Consider the following 19,844-nt stretch of genomic DNA (forward strand, 5'->3'; position numbering starts at 1 on the left):
ACGAATTACACATTATTTAAAGAGTTTAGTGCAATTAATCGTCGTTCCTTACCTGAGCTGTCACCTAGTGAAATGGCTATCTCTATACTTTTATCTAAATGCATTGCGGCATACTTAAACTCCCTAGACAGCACGAAATACTCGGCAATATTCTCATGCCACTTCCCTTGCCCAATATTATCACCACACTCAATAGCAATAGAAAGAGCGTCATTCATTGCTACAAATGCTTTTTGTAATTTACCTTGACGAAGGTACATAATTCCTAAGTTTCCTGTCCATACACCTATATTGAAAGTATGGTCCATTTTTTTTGCTATATTTAAAGCTTCTTTATAATTGATTTCTGCTTTTTTGTAACAGTTAAAATGATGGAAGTAAATATTCCCCAAATTCCCTATACTCCAACCAACATCTGTAACACTACCAATAACTTTGAATAATTCGGAGGCCTTTAAAAAATGAGTTTCTGCACTCTTATATTTTTCTATTGCTTTATATGAAATACCTATCTCCATATGCACTTTTCCACGAAAAACCATGTCAGATATAGAACAAAGTTTCAAAGATTTTGTTAAATTAAAAAGAGACTCTTCAAAATTACTCTGATTCCTCTCACTTACACCTAAATTCCTTAGATGCAGACTCATCATTTTTTTGTCTTTAATTGATTTTGCTATTTTAAATCCTCGCTCTGAATATAATTTAGCTTGCTTGGGATTAGAAGACGCATAGAGAAACGCTAGATGGTTGAGCGCCATACATTCAATTTCTAGATCGTGTTCTAAGATAGAAATTTTTAAGGATTCTTCATAGTAAGGAATCGCACTTATCTTTTGAGAAGCATTATTTAGTAGTTCACCTGAGATAAAGTATGAAAAAGCATTGGATTTAATGGAGTTAAATTGTAAAGCCCATGATTCGATAAGTTTCGATACTTTATCTTGAAATTCAGTTAACTGCTTATTGGATAAAGCACAGACCCGCGAGCTAAAATATTTATCCGTTTGATGAGCTAGCTCGTCTATTACAAAATCTGTATTTGCTTGGATTAAAGCCCCTTTTGCATTAGGGTGATAAAATCCTTTAAAATCCCCAAGGTTTTCACTAAAAACCAAGGAGTCTAGTCTGTTCTTTGAATGTTCGTGATTAAGGTGATAAATTTTGTTTTTACAACTACCCCTTTTAAACATTGGGGTTAAGTCAAATACATCTGAGCAACTGTAACCCATAACTAATACTGCTTCATGTTGAACAGATGAAACGAGGTGCTCAACTATTCTCTCTCTTGGTGAAATAGCAGCTTTTTTAGCTACCTTTTCTATGGTTATAACAAGATCTTCTTTTCTTGAGATACAACCATGTATTTTAATTAATACTGGCAGCACACCTTCTAAATCTATCGACATGAAATCACTATCACTTCTAGCCACCAGATAGTCTTTACCTTCTACCATCCCTTCAAATTCAAGAGCTTGCTCTATATGTTCAGTGAAGTTTGTTGTCACTACTGTTTTTATATAGCCACACTTAATGGCTTTTGCAATAATATAATGATTCTTATTTGGTTTTCCAATATTGAATATCTCAAGTAAGTGATCAATGTTGCTATGTTTTCCTAGTATGCTAAAAAACGCTTCAAATGGCATGTTTGACATATTCAATAAAAAATCATTATCTTCAGCTGAAAAAGGTAGTTGGGACAATATTTTTGTCATTATCCCGTGTTCCCCTTTCACTAACGGCACACCCGAATAAAAATCTAAACCAGCTCCAAAAAATATAGCTAATTTACTGTTTTTTATTAAATTTGATATTTCAAAAATATTTTCTGATTTCATAATTATGTCAATAGACTAAAAGTTTAATTGAGGGGGCTAGAAAAGCTAACGAGCCTGTAGATTAACTCGTTTTTTATTTATGAATAAACCATAGCTGAGTTCCTATTTTGGTTCAATCGATTACTGTGTTTTTCATCGAATATAAAAAGCTGGTTTAGTGTTGTTTTAATTGGCGTTTGGAAGAGATTACCGGTGTTTGAGTGGCTTTTATTTAGAGTAAAAAGGCTTCCCCTTCTCAGTGCATTGTGTTTTGCAGCTTTTCTATATTCTGAACAAGACAATACAGTTGCTGCAGCGTCAAGTAAGGCATTCACTTTCATTTGACCTCGTAAGGTCAGTTTGTTCATCCCTTTATTCACCGTAATATACCGCTTTTTATTTAAAGGAAAGCCGGTTCGATACAGCCGAGTCGTTTGCCATTCTTTAATAAACAGCTATCGTCGTCCGATTGGGCTGTCTATTTTTACTTTCATTTTGTCTACATAGCTCTGCTTTTTTAATGATTCATTATTTATAGCAATGCACACTTCATGCTGTTTTTATTGGCTTTTTTCGCAATAATTAGGATGGGTGTCATCCTGATTTCATTTTGTCCTTATTTAATTTCTTATTAGCAGTCAATTACGACTTTCTAGAAATTATCGTTCTTATAAATGCAGCTGACATATGTAACGCTAATTCTGCATCCATCTCGCCAACGCCTGATATTTTATTACTACCATGCCTTACCGCTGGTTCAGCATTTGTATATGCATAAAACTTCTCAAAAACTGTTACAAGCATAGGAGAAATAAGTTGCTCCCTTTTCATTGCCTTTAGTGCATCACCTAGCGTAGAGCATTTGGGATAGATAGTTTTACAAACACTCTCAACTGCACTTACGGACTCTTTAATTGAATTCTCAGGATCCTTACTTGGGCTCAATATATAAGATCGAGCTTTGGAATAATGGACTCTTGCGGGTTCAAATTTATCCTGCAAAGTAGAGTCTATAGCAGATACTCTTGTTTCAAGATCTTTGGGAAGTGGGGTCTCTAATTTACCAGCATCATTTAATTTCCACTGAATTTTATGCTGTGAAAATAAATCATTTACCTTTTGCCTATATGACGGAAACATAAATGATTCGAATCGCGAGTTTTCCCATGCTGAACTGTACTCTATTTCCTGTTCTTTAATCTTTATCGCTGTAATTTCAACAAAGTCATAAAATTGATACCATTCGAGATTCATAAGTCTGGATTTCAATGCATCCCAACATGTCCATGAGTCAAAATCTTCGGAGTCAGTTTCGTGCCCATTTTCTGCACATAACCTTTCAATTAAGTCTTTAACTCCCAGCGGTTTTGATTCTTCATTCTTTTGACGGCTATCACCATCAATATAAAGGAGAGGCTCCAAAACATTAATAAAGAAAAGGCTTTTCAACCAATTTGGGGCTTCTTCGCTAATTGGTTCATTTTTATACTCTGGGTCAAAACCAAATCTATGGGAAAACTTCATACCTTTCCTTAACGACTAATATTTTAGTATTAATACGATACGCAGTTTGTGTTGCATAATCGCTTGTTGGGCTGAGTCGTTACCTGTTCGATGTGTCAGGATAGGTGTTGTTTAAGCTATGGGAGTTTGCTTTTAGAGGTTTTAGCTAAATCAGCTTACTTATTTCCCTACATTGCTCAGCGTTAACTATGTATCCATTACACCTAAATTCTGCTCAATAAGCAATTACATTTGGTCAATCTCAATGACTGCTTATCGCTCATTGAGGACTGTCAGGGAAAATTATAACCCTCTTTTCAAACTGTAACTGAGATGTGGTCTACTACAAATTAGGCATTAAGTTTTTATACGCCAACCATTAGAAGAGGCGTTAGAGTTAATTAGTATACAGTTCCCGATTTATTTAGGCGTTAAAAAACCCACATCCACGTGGGCTTTGAAATCACTAAAATAGAATAGTGGGTTTTAAAGGTCGTTTTTTAGTTTTACACAATATCTCTGAATAAGATTTTATTCACCTAAATTAACTTAATTAGAAAAAATATTATCGAGATCTTCGTCAATATAAACACCCGTCAATCCATTATCTTCTACAGCAGATTTAAACTTATCAGTACAAAACAAACGAGAACCACCTGTAAACTTGCTTTTAAAAACTGGCTTATTTTTTACATCATCATTTATGAAAGCAATCTTGATATAATCTAGAGGATAACCATCTAAATATTCGCGTTCACATTTTGCTTCATCTTCTTGTCCAAATGTACGCAAATTAAAAATTACAATAGGCTCACCATCAGCTTTTGTTTCAATAAACTCACCTAGAGGCGCTAATAAATCTTTTAAAGCTTCATAAGCATTCATCCTAAGAGCGATAAATCCATCCATGATACTTATATCGTAGTTATCTTTTAGGTAACCAGGTAAAAAAGACAACTCATAACTTTGAGGCCAATACTCTAATAAAGAGTCATTATTCATATGGATATCAAGTAGAAACATGCAAGCATCTTGATTAGGTGGCAACATTGGTTGTATTTTTTCAGAAAATGAAAGTATGTCCCACTCAACCATGTCGTAAGAATTAGTAACTGGCTTTAACGAGAACAACTTCATGATTTACCATTCCAATTAGCATCTTTACGCATCATAACGCTGGCTGGCATCATATGATTTTTAATTTTTATTTTCACGCCACGTAATGCATTTACAAAATCAAGTTTACTTACTTTGGTTCTTAAACTAGTAGACACCCAAACTTCATAATTATGACGATGCAACCTTCTATGAGAAACAGCGTCAGGCGTAGCCCAATCATCTGACTTGTTTTTTTCAAAGTTTCTTAGCCATACCCCATTCGTAGGATCATTAATACCAATACCAAACGAGTGCATTCTTAAACGTGTGGCATATGTAAGACGCTGTCTATATCGCCCCTTACCACACACAATGTGATGCGCCTCATGATATGAAGTCGGTTTTGGCTCGCCTGCCGCTCGTAAAAACTTAGCAAGTTTTTCCGTCGGATGATGCTCTTCTTCTGCTAGCTCCTTAATAGAGGTACCTTCGCTTTCGTTTTCTGCACGGTAAGACTCTAAGCTTTGTTGTGCAATAAGCAAGTGCTCTAAACGCTTGCGTTCTTTTTGCAAATGGTCGTAATCTCTTTGCAGCTTTTCCTTAGATGCAGGAGATTTACGACGCTTATCGTCATAGTGTTTTTTTGCTAGTAATTCATAATTATAAATAGCCATTTCTAAAGGGCTAGGGTTACTTGGTCGATCTGGCATTGGGTAGCGCTGCAGTTGAATCATCCTTAAATCCTTAAATTTTCCTTCTGTTAGGGCGTAAAATAGCAAATAGATTATCTAGGTGCAATTCTGAACGTTACACACCTAATAACTTCAATCAGTTTATTGCTAACAATGAATAACATAGCGGTAAAATTTTCGTTCATACAACACAAAATTGAGTGACCTCTCATCGCTCAAGGCAGCCTATAGTTACTCTGTTTTATCTTTAAACTCACACAAGTCTTCGATAATACAGCTGCCACACTTAGGTTTACGCGCTACGCAGGTGTAACGTCCGTGAAGAATCAACCAATGATGTACGTCTACTTTAAATTCTGCAGGCACTACTTTTTCAAGTTTTTGTTCAACGGCTACAACATCTTTACCCATGGCAAGCTTAGTGCGATTAGAAACACGAAATATATGCGTATCTACTGCTATTACAGGCCAGCCAAAGGCGGTATTGAGTACAACATTAGCGGTTTTACGGCCAACGCCAGGTAGAGCTTCTAGGGCTTCACGATTTTCTGGCACTATGCTGTTATGCTCATCTACCAATATTTGGCACATTTTGTAAACGTTGGCCGCTTTTGAATTAAATAAGCCGATGGTTTTAATGTAATCACGCAGTGTATCGTGGCCAATATCTAAAATAGCTTGGGGTGTATTAGCAACAGGGAACAGCTTACGAGTGGCTTTATTAACGCCTACGTCGGTTGCTTGCGCTGAGAGCGTAACGGCAACCAATAACTCAAACGGGCTTGAATATTCAAGCTCTGTAACTGGATGTGGATTATCGTCGCGTAAGCGAGACAGTATTTGGTGACGTTTTTCTTTATTCATGCAACTTAAAACGCATTAGCTTTTGCTAAGTTAATGCGCTTTCCCTTAAGTTAAGCTAGTAACACGTGCTCGAGGGCCTTTTTCAGCCTCTGGCGGTGCGATTTGTTTTGATTTTATTTGTGCGTCTATTACGTTTTTAGCCGCAATAAGCAGCCCTAGGCCTAAAAATGCGCCGGGTGGCAAAATGGCGAGTAAAAATTGGTTATCAAAGCTAAATACTTCAATGCGTAAGCTTTGTGCCCACGGGCCTAATAATAAATCGGCGCTGTCGAATAACGTACCTTGGCCAATTAGTTCACGCATTGCGCCTAAAACGACCAGCACAATCATAAAGCCCAAGCCCATCATTAAGCCATCAAAGGCTGATAAGTGAATTGGGTTTTTAGATGCGTACGCTTCAGCACGGCCAATAATGGCGCAGTTAGTAACAATCAACGGAATAAAAATTCCTAATGATTGGTAAAGCCCAAATGTATAGGCGTTCATGAGTAACTGCACTATGGTTACAAAGCCTGCGATGATCATGACAAACACCGGAATACGAATATCTTTTGGTACCCAGTTTCTTACGATTGATACGCTTACGTTAGAGCCGACTAAAACAAGCAGTGTTGCAAGCCCTAGGCCCAATGCGTTAGTGATTGTAGAAGTAACAGCTAGCAGCGGGCACAGGCCTAACAGCTGCACTAGGGCAGGGTTGTTTACCCATACACCTTCTTTATATAATGTTTTTAATTCGCTCATTTAGTTACCTCTGCACATTTGGCGTTAGGCGCGGCAAAAATAGCATCAAATTCACTCTGTGCGAACAGCACTGCGTTTTTTACTGAGCCAACCACTGCGCGAGGCGTAATGGTGGCTCCTGTGAACTGATCAAATTGTCCCCCGTCTTTTTTAACGGCCCAGCGAGCATCGTCTTCGCCTTGCACGGTTAAACTTTTAAATGTGGTGATCCAAGAGGATTTTTTAACTTCTACCTTATCACCTAAACCAGGGGTTTCTTCGTGTTTAGTGGTGCGCACGCCTGCAATAGTACCATCACTTAAAACGGCCGTTAGCAAGTTAATATCGCCACTGTAACCACTTGGTGTGACATGCCTTACAACAAGAGCAACGGGTTTGTTATTTTTGCGGGCGCGATAAATTATTTGATTAGCATAAGGGCCTAACCGTTCATCTGAAATAATAACGCAATCGGTTGAAAGCGCGTTATCGTAAGTACTCGGGTCAAGCACTTCTTGCAACTGAGACGTTAGGTGTAGCTGTTCTTGTTCGGCAATTTTATCGGCGGTTAATGCATTAATTGACGCAACGAGCCCCGTGGTTACAAGGGCAAATGCCGTTAAAATAGCGCCATTTTTAGCCATTGATGAAATAATCATTTTACTGCTCCATGGCCATAAGTACGTGGTTGCGTGTAGTAGTCAATCAACGGCACTGCAATGTTTAATAACAGTACAGCAAACGCAACGGCATCAGGATAACCACCAAAAGTACGAATTAAATACACTAGTAGGCCAATTAAAGCACCGTAAATTAAACGACCTTTATTAGTTGTGGCAGCTGATACCGGATCGGTAGCTATAAAAAATGCGCCCATCATAGTAGCACCACTTAATAAGTGAAATATTGTACCAGGCTCGGTTCCTGGGGCGGCAATATAACCAATGGCGCTGCATATAGCTAAGCTTGCAATAAAGCTGACTGGAATATGCCAGTTAATTATTTTTTCTTTTAATAGGTATAAACCACCTGCTAAAAAGCCTAAATTAACCCACATCCAGCCAAGGCCTGCCCATTCATTGAATAATGTTTTTTGCATGCTTTCGGTAACCGTTAAACCATGACCAATATCGGTTTTAATGGTGTCTAAAGGCGTTGCCATAGTGATGCCGTCAATACCTGCGCGGACTTGATCTAAACTATAACCAATGGAGGTGAAGTCGGTAAATATTATACGTAGTTGTTCAGTAAACCCTATAACGTGGTTGGATAGTTCAGACACAGGTAACCACGAGGTCATTTGTACCGGAAATGAAACTAATAACAGCACATAGGCAGCCATTGCGGGGTTAAATAAGTTAAACCCTAAGCCACCATATAATTGTTTAACGATAATAATAGAAAATAAACAACCAATAATAATTATCCACCACGGGGCTAAAGGCGGAATACTTAACGCTAATAACACAGCGGTTAGCCATGCACTGCCATCACTTAATGCAGGCCAAACCGGGCGCTTGCGCAAGAACATTATGGCAGCTTCAAAAACCGTAACTGCAGTTAATGCCAGTACTAACTGAATAAGCACGCCAGTGCCAAAAAATACAACTTGAGCAATGAGTCCAGGAATACACGCAGCTATAACGGTAAGCATTAATCGCGTTAACGATTTATGACTGTGGTTATGCGGCGAACTGGCCATGGTTAATTTCATGACTGATCATTTCCTTCTTTTTGTAACTTTTTGGCTTTTGCTCGGGCAATAGCGGCAGCAACAGCTGCTTTTTTCTTATCGTCGCTTGATTTAGGTACGTCAGCGTCAATAGAGCTAGATGAATTGTCGGTATTATCGGGTGCGTTTGGTGCTTCTGCATCTTGAAGTGCTTTAGCTGCTTTTTTAGCTTTGGCGCGTGCAATAGCAGCGGCAACGGCGGCTTTTTTGTCATCAACTGGTGCTTCGGTTTGCGGCGCTTCACTAATGGCTGGCTCTGCATTCTCTAGTGCTTTAGCTGCTTTTTTAGCTTTGGCGCGTGCAATAGCAGCGGCAACGGCGGCTTTTTTATCATCAACTGGTGCTTCGGTTTGCGGCGCTTCACTAACGACTAGCTCTGCATTCTCTAGTGCTTTAGCTGCTTTTTTAGCTTTGGCGCGTGCAATAGCAGCGGCAACGGCGGCTTTTTTATCATCAACAGGAGTTTCGGTTTGCGGCGCTTCACTAACGGCAGGCTCTACATTTTCTAAGGCTTTAGCTGCTTTTTTAGCTTTGGCGCGTGCAATAGCAGCGGCAACGGCGGCTTTTTTATCATCAACTGGTGCTTCGGTTTGCGGCGCTTCACTAACGACTGGCTCAGTACCTTCATTTGCTTGCGCTGCTTTTTTAGCTTTGGCGCGAGCAATTGCTGCAGCCACTGCGGCTTTTTTGTCATCAACTGGTGCTTCGGTTTGCGGCGCTTCACTAACGACTAGCTCTGCATTCTCTAGTGCTTTAGCTGCTTTTTTAGCTTTGGCGCGTGCAATAGCAGCGGCAACGGCGGCTTTTTTATCATCAACAGGAGTTTCGGTTTGCGGCGCTTCACTAACGGCAGGCTCTGCATTTTCTAAGGCTTTAGCTGCTTTTTTAGCTTTGGCGCGTGCAATAGCAGCGGCAACGGCGGCTTTTTTGTCATCAACAGGTGCTTCGCTTTGTGGCGCTTCATTAACGACTGGCTCAGTACCTTCATTTGCTTGCGCTGCTTTTTTAGCTTTAGCGCGAGCAATTTCTGCAGCCACTGCTGATTTTTTATCATCAACAGGTGCAGTATCGGCTGATTCATCTGTTTGAGATTTTTGATCTTTATATTTTCTAGCTTGTTCTTTACGTAGTGCGCGTTCTTTTGCGACTTCACTATTATCAGGTTCTAATTCCGCAGATTGATCACCGAGCTTTTTAGCTTTAGCGCGGGCTATAGCGGCAGCAACGGCTGATTTTTCATCGCCATTATCTGATTTGTTTTTAACGCGGGCTAAAGCATCAGCTACTTTTTGTTTTTCGTCAGCCGATTTAGCAGCAGGTTTACGTTTATGGCGGTTTTGTCTTTCTTCTTGCTCGCGATCTAGGCGCTCTTTACGTGCATCAAAACGCTCTTTTGCGCGATCGGCTTTAATTTTATCAGCCTGTTGTTCTTTAATTTCCACTTTGGCGACACGGTAGTACTGTACAAGTGGGATTTCACTTGGGCAAACATAGGCACATGCGCCACATTCGATACAATCAAATAAATTGTGTTCTTGTAGTTTGTCGTATTCTTTTGACTTAGCAAACCACTGTAATTGCTGTGGCAATAAAGAAGCAGGGCAGGCATCAGCACACGCACTACAGCGTATACAGGCTTTTTCAGGGCCGGGTTCTGCTAGCTCTTTATGATCAGGCGCTAAAATACAGTTAGTTGTTTTAACTATGCCAATCCGCACTGTTGGCAGAGTAAAGCCCATCATCGGGCCGCCCATAACAACGCGTTGCTGTGGTACAGGTGAAAAACCTTGGCAATCAAGTAAATGTTTAATTTCAGTGCCAAGTAGTGCCCACACATTACCTGGTTTATGAATAGTATTACCTGTTACAGTGACTACCCGTTCAATGAGTGGCTTACCTTCGTACACAGCTTGCTGCACGGCAAACAACGTACCTGTGTTTTGTACAAGTACGCCAATGTCAGCCGGTATGCCGGCGCTTGGCACTTCACGATTAGTGAGTAGCTTAATAAGTTGTTTTTCACCGCCCGATGGGTAAATAGTCGGGACCGTTTGCACAATTATTTTTTTGTTATGCTCAGCCGCTTTATTCATAGCTGCAATAGCTTCAGGCTTGTTATCTTCAATGCCCACAATACACAACGCTGGATTTAGCAACTGCTGCATGAGTTCAAGGCCTTGAATTACCTCAATTGCATGCTCACGCATTAAGGTATCGTCGGCTGTAATATAGGGTTCACACTCAACCGCATTGACTATCAAAAACTCAATCGGTTGCTTTGTGTCAGCTTTTACATAAGTAGGAAAACCTGCGCCGCCCATACCGCTAATACCGGCTTGATGAATTATATTTACTAGTTCGTCGTGGGTAAGCGTTGTTGGATTATTAATTGGGTTAAGTGCCACCCATTCATCTTTACCATCTGGTTCAATAACAACACTCAGCTCTGGCAATGCAGAAGGATGCGCAGAAGGCATTGGTGCTATATCAGTAACAATACCCGAGCTTGGGGCATGTACAGGCACTGACCAGTTTGCAGCAGGGGAGGTTAGAGCTTGGCCTTTAAGTACACGCTGTCCTTTTTCTACAAGCAGCTTACCGTTTGCGCCTATGTGTTGCTTTAGCGCCACTACGAGCTTATCGGGCAATGGTAGGCGCGTAATGCTAGCACTATTAGAGAGTGATTTTTGTTGTGGTGGGTGTATGCCGCCAGGAAATGGCCAAACAACCCCTTTTTTTATTTGTTCAAGTAACTTATCCACTCAAACCTCTAATCTATTTGTGTAACAGGAATAGCATCTAGCTGCCATTTCCAGTTTTGTTTAGTTTCGGCTACAGGCAGCATATCAATGCAATCTACAGGGCAGGGCTCAACACATAAATCGCAGCCAGTACATTCATCAATTAACACCGTGTGCATTTGGCGAGTCGCGCCTAAAATAGCGTCAACAGGGCAAGCCTGGATGCATTTAGTGCAGCCAATACATTCGTCTTCGCGAATGTAGGCTACCGTTTTTATTGGCTCTGCTTGTTCGCCGCCGGCAAGTGGTTTTTCATCAACTCCCATTAAGCCGGCAAGCTTTTTCATGGTAGCTTCGCCACCCGGTGGGCATTTGTTTATTTCATCGCCATTTGCAATTGCTTCAGCATAGGGGCGACAACCTGGGTAGCCACATTGTCCGCACTGGGTTTGCGGTAAAATGGTGTCTATTTGCTCAACAATGGGATTGCTCTCTACGCGAAATCGTATAGCGGCAAATCCTAAAATCAACCCAAAAACCAGCGCTAACGAGCCAAGCGCAATTAAGGCATAAAACAAGGTCATATTAAAATTTCACTAATCCGGTAAAGCCCATAAACGCCATCGACATCAATCCTGCGGTTATCATGGCAATAGAGGCGCCTTTAAAAGGAGTGGGTACGTCAGCTGCTGCTAAACGTTCACGTAATGCTGCAAATAATACCAGCACTAACGAAAAACCAACCGCAGCGCCAAAACCATACACTGCCGATTGTAAAAATGAGTGATCTTCTTTGATATTTAGTAAAGCGACACCTAATACAGCACAGTTAGTGGTTATAAGTGGTAAAAATATTCCTAATAATCGATATAGGGTTGGGCTGGTTTTACGTACCACCATTTCGGTAAATTGCACCACAACGGCAATTACTAAAATAAAGCTCATTGTGCGCAAAAACTCTATGTCGAGTGGGATTAAAATATACTGATTCACTAAATAACTGGTGACGGAGGCGAGCGTAAGCACGAAAGTGGTAGCCAAAGACATACCAATAGCTGTATCAAGTTTTCCTGATACACCCATAAAAGGACATAAGCCTAAAAATTGTACTAATACAAAGTTATTAACCAGAACAGTACCAATCAATAACAAGACATATTCAGTCATGCGAGCCTCACGCTATAAAAATCCTGTGTATTATCCTTTTTTCTGGTGTGATTAACAACATATGCAGTGATTATCATTTAAATAAACAATATTAATTTAAGGGGTAACAACAAAGATGTAAAAATACTGTGATTCGTATGTAACCTGAGCTCTGGATAATAAATCTATCCCGAGCAAGTAAATTAAGCACTAACTGCGTTGAGTTTACTTGTATATAGGCTGGCTATTAACGTGTAAATTCGCCTTGTTTTCACTGAAAATATCTGGCTAGAGAAAATAAATTTAAATATCACCATGGCTCAATACGTTAGTAAATCCCTTAACCAGTGTTCAGGTTATGTAATACCAACCTGCATAAATCTTTGATCAATTTAACGAATTAAATTGCACTATAACGTCGTTAAAAATTTTTTATTTAGAACAACTAGATACAAAAACTTTAGCTTAGTTCTAGCGTAATTTTCTTAACGTTAAATAGACCCATACATAAGCAGATTGGTATGGTATTCATTTTACTTTGCAGTGTTAGTGGTGCCACCAAATAACTGTACTACGATTTACAAAGCAAAAAAGAGCAACAAGTGCTCTTTTTAAATTAGTCAATGTTGCTTGATTGGTTTAGATATCTTTAGGTTTTTCTATGTAATAACCTTGCACGCCATCTAAGCACAAGGTTTCTATAATATGTTTTTCTTCTTGGCTCTCAACACCTTCGGCAAAAACATTAACACCAATGCGGTGGGCTAAATCGACCATTAAGCGCATAAAGTACTGATTGTTTTTATCATCTTCTAGGCCGCGAGTATAACTGGCATCCATTTTAATAAAGTCAGGTTTTAAATCGCGGAAAAACTTAAATGAGGTTAAACCAACACCAAAACGTTCAACAGTTACACGTGCGCCCACTCGGTGAACCATATCAATAAAGCGCTTACTTGCTTTAATATTTTGTTGTAAGCCGAACTCGCTCACTTCAAAAATAAGTTTTGATGCAATATGGGTATCTTTTAATAAGCGACGCTCTAACCAAATTACAAACTGATCGTTATGAGCGCTTGAAGCCGTGACATTTAAACCAAAATATTTTTCAGAAAGGTTACGACTTTTAACTTTTTCAAGTGATGAATCGATAATTAATTTATCTATATCAACTGCCATACCAAGCTTTTCAGCCATAGCTAAAAATGAAGCTGTAGGCAGAACTTGATTATCTTCTGTTTTGAAGCGAACTTGAATTTCAGCGTATGCTTTAATACTTTTACCAAGCGGCATAATATTTTGCATAACCAAATGAACTCGTTTGGACTCAATAACCTCGTTAATCACTTTACGCCAGTTTTGATTACCAAACCCAGCACTTACATTATTTACAAGATCGGATTCACGCTGTACATGCCATGCATTAATTTGCTTAGACTGCGCCATACTCATCGCATTATCAACAACTGAGAGAAGTTCGCCTAACGGCTTACCCTTTTCATAACCAACAATACCGGTATTAGCCACTGAGCTTAATTCTTGATTCTGCTGATATTGAGTGAAACGAGATTGTAAGTTTTCGCCAAAGCGTTCGGCTTCTTTAAGTGGTATATGGGGAAGTACAACAGCAAAATCAGAACTATTTAATCTAAATAATTGACTGCCAGCATACGTGCCACTTATATGTTTAATTATATCAGCCACACCCTTTACGTACTCATCACCTTTTTGATAGCCACGGCTTTGATTTATTGCTTGCAGCTCACTACAGCGAATCATTGCTAATGAACCAAAAGTACTTTGTTCGCTATTTTCAATATTTTTTTCGTAGTACTCAACAAACATATTACGATTACCTAGCGCGGTAATTACATCTTTATATGCTTCGTGTTTAATACTAAGCGCTTCACTTTGTATATATTCATTTTTTGTTTTAAGAAAGTGCGATAAGCGGTTAAAACTTGGTACTAAATCTTTTCCTAAGCTTTTCAGTTTAGAGCTATCTAGCACTGTTTCTAATTCACCGGCTTGGTTTTGGTTAATATAAACATCGATAACGTCAGAGACGGTCATGCTGATACTTTTATTTAGTTGATAAAAAATAGATTGCATCAAAATAATAGGAATAATTACTAAAACAGCGGAAATAAAGATAATAATAAAAAGTGATATTTGAAGTTGTTCAGCTAAGTGTTGAATATTAACTGTAAATTCAACTTTTATATCTGCAGCCTTATTTACCGCAAACTGCGGTCGGGCAGAGTTAAAAATAGACTGTATAAAACCTGCAAATAGTGGCAGGTCAATAGGGGAGTTAACGTTAAATACTTCTGCGCCTTGGTAATCTCGTAACGTAAAGCTTGAGAACGTTTTACCATCAGCCAATGATTTTTTTAAATTTTGTACTAAATTATCGTCAAAAGAAAGGTCGTTTATATAGTTGGTAACGCTAGCTTGCGCATTTTTTTGAGCTTCACTTACTGCATTATCAAAGCTTACCGAAATGAAATAGCTTCCAGCTGCAACACATAATAACCAAGAAATTATTTGTATAAAGATAAGTTTTTTAAAGCCAGCCATTTTTTCAGTCTTTTAATAGTTCAAAAGGGAAGGAATGAAATCCTGATTAGTAAATCAGAGCAAATTATTAGCGCGATTTGTTTTTTTATTTATAAAACAGAGGGTAGTGGAATTTAGAATGAATGTCTATCAATGTCTATGAAATTATTAGAATTGGCTCCCCTCCCCGACTCGAACGGGGGACCTGCGGATTAACAGTCCGTCGCTCTAACCAACTGAGCTAAGGGGGAACTAAAGTAGAAATTTTATTATGATGATTTGGCTCCCCCTCCCCGACTCGAACGGGGGACCTGCGGATTAACAGTCCGTCGCTCTAACCAACTGAGCTAAGGGGGAACTACATCATAAACATAAACTTGGCTCCCCCTCCCCGACTCGAACGGGGGACCTGCGGATTAACAGTCCGTCGCTCTAACCAACTGAGCTAAGGGGGAATCGTTTATGGTTGAAAAACTTGGCTCCCCCTCCCCGACTCGAACGGGGGACCTGCGGATTAACAGTCCGTCGCTCTAACCAACTGAGCTAAGGGGGAAGCGTCTTGCCTTTCAACGGGGCGAAATATTAATGACCGCGCCGCAAAGTGTCAACATATAAAAGTTATAAATTTAAAAAAGGTGGTTATTCGTTGTTTTTATGTTCGATCTGCGTGTTTTGTGACTTCATTTAAAGAACCTTTTAAAAAATAGAGTTACGATTTTAGACGATATGCCTATTTTTGAGATCGCCTTTCTTAGTTCTTTGAGTAAATAAAATACAATGTTAAACCGCTTAGCTGTAAAAAATACGCACAAAATATAAAAAGTAACGTTTGTATTTTTTATTGTTGGTCTGTTTTGTCAAAAAAGTAAAAGCTTTAAATTGATTTTCGATAATCACAGAAGTGAATTATTTTTTACAACTTATATGTACGATGGTGATTATATTGTCAGAGCTCAAAAATAATACAATCAATACGTTGCGTTATACTTTCATTTTTTTCACAAGAAGATAATCAGGTTAATAAGGCAATTTATATGTCGAGATGGTTTTTGCTCTAAAACCAGAAAAACGCGATAAATTGAATATTTGTAATAAGTCAGATCTGAGTGAAAAAAGCATCACTCTAAAAGCCTTTGTAAATGCGGGCTTGAATGAGTTATCCACGGTTTCTGTGGATAACTCTGTTTATGAAACTTTAAGAACATCAGCGGCACCAGCATTTTAGAGTGCTACAACGATTTCAAGCTTTTAAATCACTATTTTTATTTCATTAAAAAACAACAGGTTACTATTATCAATTTAAATCATCTAACTCGATGAGAGAATTTTTTCGTTACGATAAAATAAAGCATGTCTTTGTGTGAAAATGCATCAGTAATGAACGGGGGTTTGTAAAGAAAAGTAACTAAAATGTGTTTTAATTGTTTTTTGGCGGCTTAGTGCTCAATTTTAGCAAAAATATCTAAAAATAGATCTTTACTGTTTTGTCGAATAGTTAGTTTTATGTTTCCTTCAAATCTGTTGATAAATCCGTGGCTTGAATTGTCTTGATGCTTTAAAATGATTTGCTCAGTAAAAGAGGCTTATTTATTTCATGCGCGCAATTTCAAAAACTCAGACTCGCCCAGATTTACTAAACGATCCTATCTTGCCTACATTAAAGACCATGACCATTCCGATGATTTTTGGCATGATCACGTTAATGATGTTTAATATTGTTGATACATTTTTTATCAGCTTATTAGGCACAGAGCCATTGGCTGCAGTTAGTTTTACGTTTCCTGTTACGTTTACAGTTATTAGCTTAGCCATTGGGTTAGGTATTGGTACGTCGGCAGTTATAGCTAAAGCTTTAGGTAGCAACAAAATAGATGAAGCGCGTTTTGACGCAAGCGTTTCAATATTGGTTGCTTTTGTTTTAGTGCTTATTTTATCGTTTATTGGCTATTTGCTAATCGACCCCATATTTACGTTATTAGGCGCAGGTGAGCAGGTACTTCCTTTAATACACGAATACATGAATGTATGGTTTATCGGTAGCGTATTTTTAATAACCCCAATGATTGGTAACTCGGTACTGCGTGCCAGTGGCGATACTAAAACGCCCAGTATTGTAATGGGCGGGGCGGGGCTTATAAATGCGGTTCTCGATCCTATGCTTATATTTGGTTTTGGCCCTATTCCTGCGTTAGGTATTCAAGGTGCCGCTATTGCAAGTGTAATAGCATGGGGAGTTGCTGTTGTTATTATTTTATATTTACTAATAGTAAAAAAACGGTTGTTGAGTTTAAAAGCCGGGTCGCAAACGGTGGTAGGCGCTATTCGTAAAATATTAAAAATAGGTTTACCCGCCGCAGGCGCAAACATGTTGACCCCGGTTGCAATGGCTGTGATGACCGCTATGGTTGCACATCACGGACCTGAAGCCGTCGCCGCATTTGGGGTAGGCAGCCGGATAGAATCTATAGCCAGTATTCTTGTACTTGCTTTGTCGATGACATTACCCCCGTTTGTGAGCCAAAACTTTGGAGCGGGTAAATTATGCAGAGTAAAAGATGCTTATATTGGTACCTTAAAATTTGTGATGATTTGGCAATTTGCTATTTATATTTTGCTTATTGTTTTTTCAGGCTTTATTAGTCAAATGTTTGGTAAAGAACAAATGGTAATTGATGTGATAAAACTCTTTATTTACACCATTCCGTTTAGCTACGGTTTGCAAGGGGTGATCATATTATCTAATTCTTCGTTTAATGCTTTACATAAACCAATGAATGCACTGTTTTTAAGTACTATTCGTTTATTTGTTTTTTACCTACCGTTTGCTTATATAGGTAATGAGCTAGCTGGTTTAATTGGATTATTTATTGGTGCGGCACTGGGTAATTTATTTACTGCAATGGTGGCATATAGATGGTTTATGAAAGAGCTCGATGCGTTGAGCAGTCAATCATTACGGGAGTGCAATAGTTGAGCGATAATTTTCAGTTAAAATCACATTTTAAGCCAGCAGGCGATCAGCCTACCGCGATTAAACAACTGTGCGAAGGGTTAGAAGCGGGGCTTGCACACCAAACCTTATTAGGTGCTACGGGTACAGGTAAAACCTTTACCATGGCTAATATTATTAACGATTTAAATCGTCCAACAATAATTATGGCGCACAATAAAACGCTTGCTGCTCAGTTATATGGTGAGATGAAAGAGTTTTTCCCTAAAAATGCCGTTGAATACTTTGTATCGTATTACGATTACTACCAGCCAGAAGCCTATGTTGTATCAAGCGACACATTTATCGAGAAAGATGCTTCGATAAATGAGCATATAGAACAAATGCGTTTAAGTGCGACCAAAGCACTGCTTGAGCGTCGCGATACCATTATTGTGGCATCGGTATCGGCTATTTATGGTTTGGGTGACCCTAAATCATACATGAAAATGATGCTGCTTTTAAAAGTCGGCGAAAAAGTCGATCAACGCGATATGCTACGCCGCCTCGCCGAAATACAATACACCCGTAACGATGTAGATTTTAGCCGTGGTACATATCGCGTGCGTGGCGAAGTGGTCGACATATTTCCTGCCGAGTCAGATACCTATGCCGTACGCGTAGAAATGTTTGATGACGAAATAGAGCGCTTAAGTATTTTTGACCCGCTTACTGGTGCTATCGAAAAGCACATAGTACGCACCACTATCTACCCAAAAACACACTATGTTACCCCGCGTGAGAAAATACTAGGGGCTATCGATAAAATACAAGAAGAACTAAAAGATCGAAGAGCGCAGTTACTCAGTGCTAATAAATTAGTAGAAGAGCAACGCGTAACACAGCGTACGCAATACGATATAGAAATGATGCGGGAGCTAGGTTATTGCTCAGGTATAGAAAACTACAGCCGCTATTTATCGGGTCGCACGCCTGGCGATCCGCCGCCTACGTTGCTTGATTACCTCCCAGACGACGCATTGATGATTATTGATGAATCGCACGTAACCGTATCGCAAATTGGCGCAATGTATAAAGGCGACAGAAGCCGAAAAGAAAACCTAGTTGAGTATGGCTTCAGAATGCCCTCAGCAATGGATAACAGGCCGCTGCGTTTTGAAGAGTTTGAAGCCATAGCACCACAAACTATTTATGTATCGGCAACGCCTGGCGACTTTGAGCTAGAGCGTTGCGTAGGCGAAATTGCTGAGCAAGTAATTCGTCCAACAGGGTTGCTTGACCCACTTATAGAAGTGCGCCCAGTAGGGGATCAGGTTGATGATCTTTTATCAGAGATTTATAAAAGTGTAGAGAAGGGCGAACGTGTACTTGTAACTACACTTACAAAGCGTATGTCTGAGGATTTAACCGACTATTTAAGTGAGCATGGCGTAAAAGTGCGTTACTTACATTCAGACATTGATACGGTAGAACGAGTTGAAATAATTCGTGATTTACGTGCGGGCGTGTTTGATGTGTTAGTAGGCATTAACTTACTTCGAGAGGGCCTTGATATGCCAGAGGTGGCACTTGTTGCCATACTTGATGCCGATAAAGAAGGCTTTTTACGCTCAGCTCGCTCTTTGATACAAACTATTGGCCGTGCTGCACGTCATTTAGATGGCCGCGCTATTTTATATGGCGACAGAATTACAAAATCAATGGCAAAAGCCATGGACGAAACTGCGCGCAGACGCGAAATTCAACATGCTTACAACGTTGAGCACGGCATAGAGCCTCATGCTCTGGCTAAAAAAATACTCGATGTAATGGATGTAGGCGAAGAAGCCGGCCCTAAAGACAACCTTAAACTTATTCGTAAAGAGTCTAAAAAGGTACTTGGCGCGAAAGAAATTGCTTTGCAAATTAAGCAGTTAGAAACCAAAATGCATGCATACGCAAGCGACCTAGAATTTGAAAAAGCGGGCTCTGTTCGCGATGAAATACATGAACTACAACAACAGTTGATTAATTAAA

Annotated in this window: 14 protein-coding genes, 4 tRNA genes and 1 pseudogene; 2 read left to right on the forward strand and 17 right to left on the reverse strand. The window is 39.4% G+C overall.

The window, feature by feature from the left end; genetic code table 11:
* Positions 1-5: 5 nt before the first annotated feature.
* The 17 genes and pseudogenes from P4S65_RS10745 to P4S65_RS10825 all read right to left on the reverse strand — a co-directional run bounded on the left by P4S65_RS10745 (position 6) and on the right by P4S65_RS10825 (position 15,431).
* Positions 6-1,841, reverse strand: a complete 1,836-nt coding sequence (locus P4S65_RS10745) for an SIR2 family protein (RefSeq protein ID WP_096792789.1) — start codon at positions 1,839-1,841, stop codon at positions 6-8.
* A gap of 235 nt (positions 1,842-2,076) precedes the next feature.
* Positions 2,077-2,353, reverse strand: a pseudogene (locus P4S65_RS21910) (hypothetical protein); the annotation flags it as partial.
* Positions 2,354-2,462: 109 nt separating this feature from the next.
* Positions 2,463-3,344 (reverse strand): AbiJ-NTD4 domain-containing protein, encoded by an 882-nt coding sequence (locus P4S65_RS10755; protein WP_337120131.1) that lies wholly within the window; start codon positions 3,342-3,344, stop codon positions 2,463-2,465.
* Between the two features lie 528 nt (positions 3,345-3,872).
* Positions 3,873-4,460: an imm11 family protein gene (locus P4S65_RS10760; protein WP_033040941.1), complete on the reverse strand. Its 588-nt coding sequence runs from the start codon at positions 4,458-4,460 to the stop codon at positions 3,873-3,875.
* The gene (locus P4S65_RS10765; RefSeq protein WP_149606167.1) at positions 4,457-5,155 is read right to left on the reverse strand and encodes an AHH domain-containing protein; all 699 of its coding nucleotides are present in this window, start codon (positions 5,153-5,155) and stop codon (positions 4,457-4,459) included. Before P4S65_RS10765 ends, P4S65_RS10760 begins: the two co-directional genes overlap by 4 nt.
* 189 nt (positions 5,156-5,344) lie before the next feature.
* Positions 5,345-5,977: an endonuclease III gene (nth, locus tag P4S65_RS10770; protein ID WP_007379030.1), complete on the reverse strand. Its 633-nt coding sequence runs from the start codon at positions 5,975-5,977 to the stop codon at positions 5,345-5,347.
* Positions 5,978-6,022: 45 nt separating this feature from the next.
* A complete protein-coding gene (locus P4S65_RS10775) occupies positions 6,023-6,721 on the reverse strand; it encodes an electron transport complex subunit E (protein WP_193154448.1) in 699 nt (232 codons plus the stop codon).
* On the reverse strand, positions 6,718-7,359 hold the full coding sequence (gene rsxG, locus P4S65_RS10780) for an electron transport complex subunit RsxG (protein ID WP_033031810.1): 642 nt from the start codon (positions 7,357-7,359) through the stop codon (positions 6,718-6,720). The genes P4S65_RS10775 and rsxG overlap by 4 nt, the downstream gene beginning before the upstream one ends.
* The gene (rsxD, locus tag P4S65_RS10785; RefSeq protein ID WP_337120132.1) at positions 7,356-8,414 is read right to left on the reverse strand and encodes an electron transport complex subunit RsxD; all 1,059 of its coding nucleotides are present in this window, start codon (positions 8,412-8,414) and stop codon (positions 7,356-7,358) included. The genes rsxG and rsxD overlap by 4 nt, the downstream gene beginning before the upstream one ends.
* Entirely contained in the window at positions 8,411-11,194 is a 2,784-nt protein-coding gene (gene rsxC, locus P4S65_RS10790; RefSeq protein ID WP_337120133.1) for an electron transport complex subunit RsxC, read from the reverse strand. Before rsxC ends, rsxD begins: the two co-directional genes overlap by 4 nt.
* A gap of 8 nt (positions 11,195-11,202) precedes the next feature.
* Complete coding sequence (gene rsxB / locus P4S65_RS10795; RefSeq protein ID WP_007379057.1) at positions 11,203-11,757, reverse strand: electron transport complex subunit RsxB; 555 nt, start codon at positions 11,755-11,757, stop codon at positions 11,203-11,205.
* A gap of 1 nt (position 11,758) precedes the next feature.
* Positions 11,759-12,340, reverse strand: coding sequence for an electron transport complex subunit RsxA (gene rsxA, locus P4S65_RS10800; RefSeq protein WP_008134172.1), 582 nt, complete (start codon positions 12,338-12,340; stop codon positions 11,759-11,761).
* A gap of 618 nt (positions 12,341-12,958) precedes the next feature.
* Positions 12,959-14,899, reverse strand: coding sequence for an EAL domain-containing protein (locus tag P4S65_RS10805; RefSeq protein WP_337120134.1), 1,941 nt, complete (start codon positions 14,897-14,899; stop codon positions 12,959-12,961).
* Positions 14,900-15,053: 154 nt separating this feature from the next.
* A tRNA-Asn gene (locus tag P4S65_RS10810) sits at positions 15,054-15,129 on the reverse strand.
* Between the two features lie 29 nt (positions 15,130-15,158).
* Positions 15,159-15,235 (reverse strand) — tRNA-Asn (locus tag P4S65_RS10815).
* A 21-nt stretch (positions 15,236-15,256) separates the two neighbouring features.
* Positions 15,257-15,333 (reverse strand) — tRNA-Asn (locus P4S65_RS10820).
* A 21-nt stretch (positions 15,334-15,354) separates the two neighbouring features.
* Positions 15,355-15,431, reverse strand: a tRNA-Asn gene (locus P4S65_RS10825).
* 1,041 nt (positions 15,432-16,472) lie between these two features.
* Here P4S65_RS10825 and P4S65_RS10830 point away from each other — a divergent pair.
* Both P4S65_RS10830 and uvrB read left to right on the forward strand, forming a co-directional pair.
* The gene (locus P4S65_RS10830) at positions 16,473-17,852 is read left to right on the forward strand and encodes an MATE family efflux transporter (RefSeq protein ID WP_337120135.1); all 1,380 of its coding nucleotides are present in this window, start codon (positions 16,473-16,475) and stop codon (positions 17,850-17,852) included.
* On the forward strand, positions 17,849-19,843 hold the full coding sequence (gene uvrB / locus P4S65_RS10835; RefSeq protein ID WP_337120136.1) for an excinuclease ABC subunit UvrB: 1,995 nt from the start codon (positions 17,849-17,851) through the stop codon (positions 19,841-19,843). The genes P4S65_RS10830 and uvrB overlap by 4 nt, the downstream gene beginning before the upstream one ends.
* Position 19,844 lies beyond the last annotated feature (1 nt).

It is taken from the genome of Pseudoalteromonas sp. B131b (assembly GCF_037162545.1).
Lineage (GTDB): Bacteria > Pseudomonadota > Gammaproteobacteria > Enterobacterales > Alteromonadaceae > Pseudoalteromonas > Pseudoalteromonas fuliginea.

What these genes read in the sequence shown, in the direction of transcription:
- P4S65_RS10745 (WP_096792789.1), bottom strand. Translation starts at nt 1,841, where the DNA reads ATGAAATCAGAAAATATTTTTGAAATATCAAATTTAATAAAAAACAGT.
- P4S65_RS10755 (WP_337120131.1), bottom strand. Translation starts at nt 3,344, where the DNA reads ATGAAGTTTTCCCATAGATTTGGTTTTGACCCAGAGTATAAAAATGAA.
- P4S65_RS10760 (WP_033040941.1), bottom strand. Translation starts at nt 4,460, where the DNA reads ATGAAGTTGTTCTCGTTAAAGCCAGTTACTAATTCTTACGACATGGTT.
- P4S65_RS10765 (WP_149606167.1), bottom strand. Translation starts at nt 5,155, where the DNA reads ATGATTCAACTGCAGCGCTACCCAATGCCAGATCGACCAAGTAACCCT.
- nth (WP_007379030.1), bottom strand. Translation starts at nt 5,977, where the DNA reads ATGAATAAAGAAAAACGTCACCAAATACTGTCTCGCTTACGCGACGAT.
- P4S65_RS10775 (WP_193154448.1), bottom strand. Translation starts at nt 6,721, where the DNA reads ATGAGCGAATTAAAAACATTATATAAAGAAGGTGTATGGGTAAACAAC.
- rsxG (WP_033031810.1), bottom strand. Translation starts at nt 7,359, where the DNA reads ATGATTATTTCATCAATGGCTAAAAATGGCGCTATTTTAACGGCATTT.
- rsxD (WP_337120132.1), bottom strand. Translation starts at nt 8,414, where the DNA reads ATGAAATTAACCATGGCCAGTTCGCCGCATAACCACAGTCATAAATCG.
- rsxB (WP_007379057.1), bottom strand. Translation starts at nt 11,757, where the DNA reads ATGACCTTGTTTTATGCCTTAATTGCGCTTGGCTCGTTAGCGCTGGTT.
- rsxA (WP_008134172.1), bottom strand. Translation starts at nt 12,340, where the DNA reads ATGACTGAATATGTCTTGTTATTGATTGGTACTGTTCTGGTTAATAAC.
- P4S65_RS10805 (WP_337120134.1), bottom strand. Translation starts at nt 14,899, where the DNA reads ATGGCTGGCTTTAAAAAACTTATCTTTATACAAATAATTTCTTGGTTA.
- P4S65_RS10830 (WP_337120135.1), top strand. Translation starts at nt 16,473, where the DNA reads ATGCGCGCAATTTCAAAAACTCAGACTCGCCCAGATTTACTAAACGAT.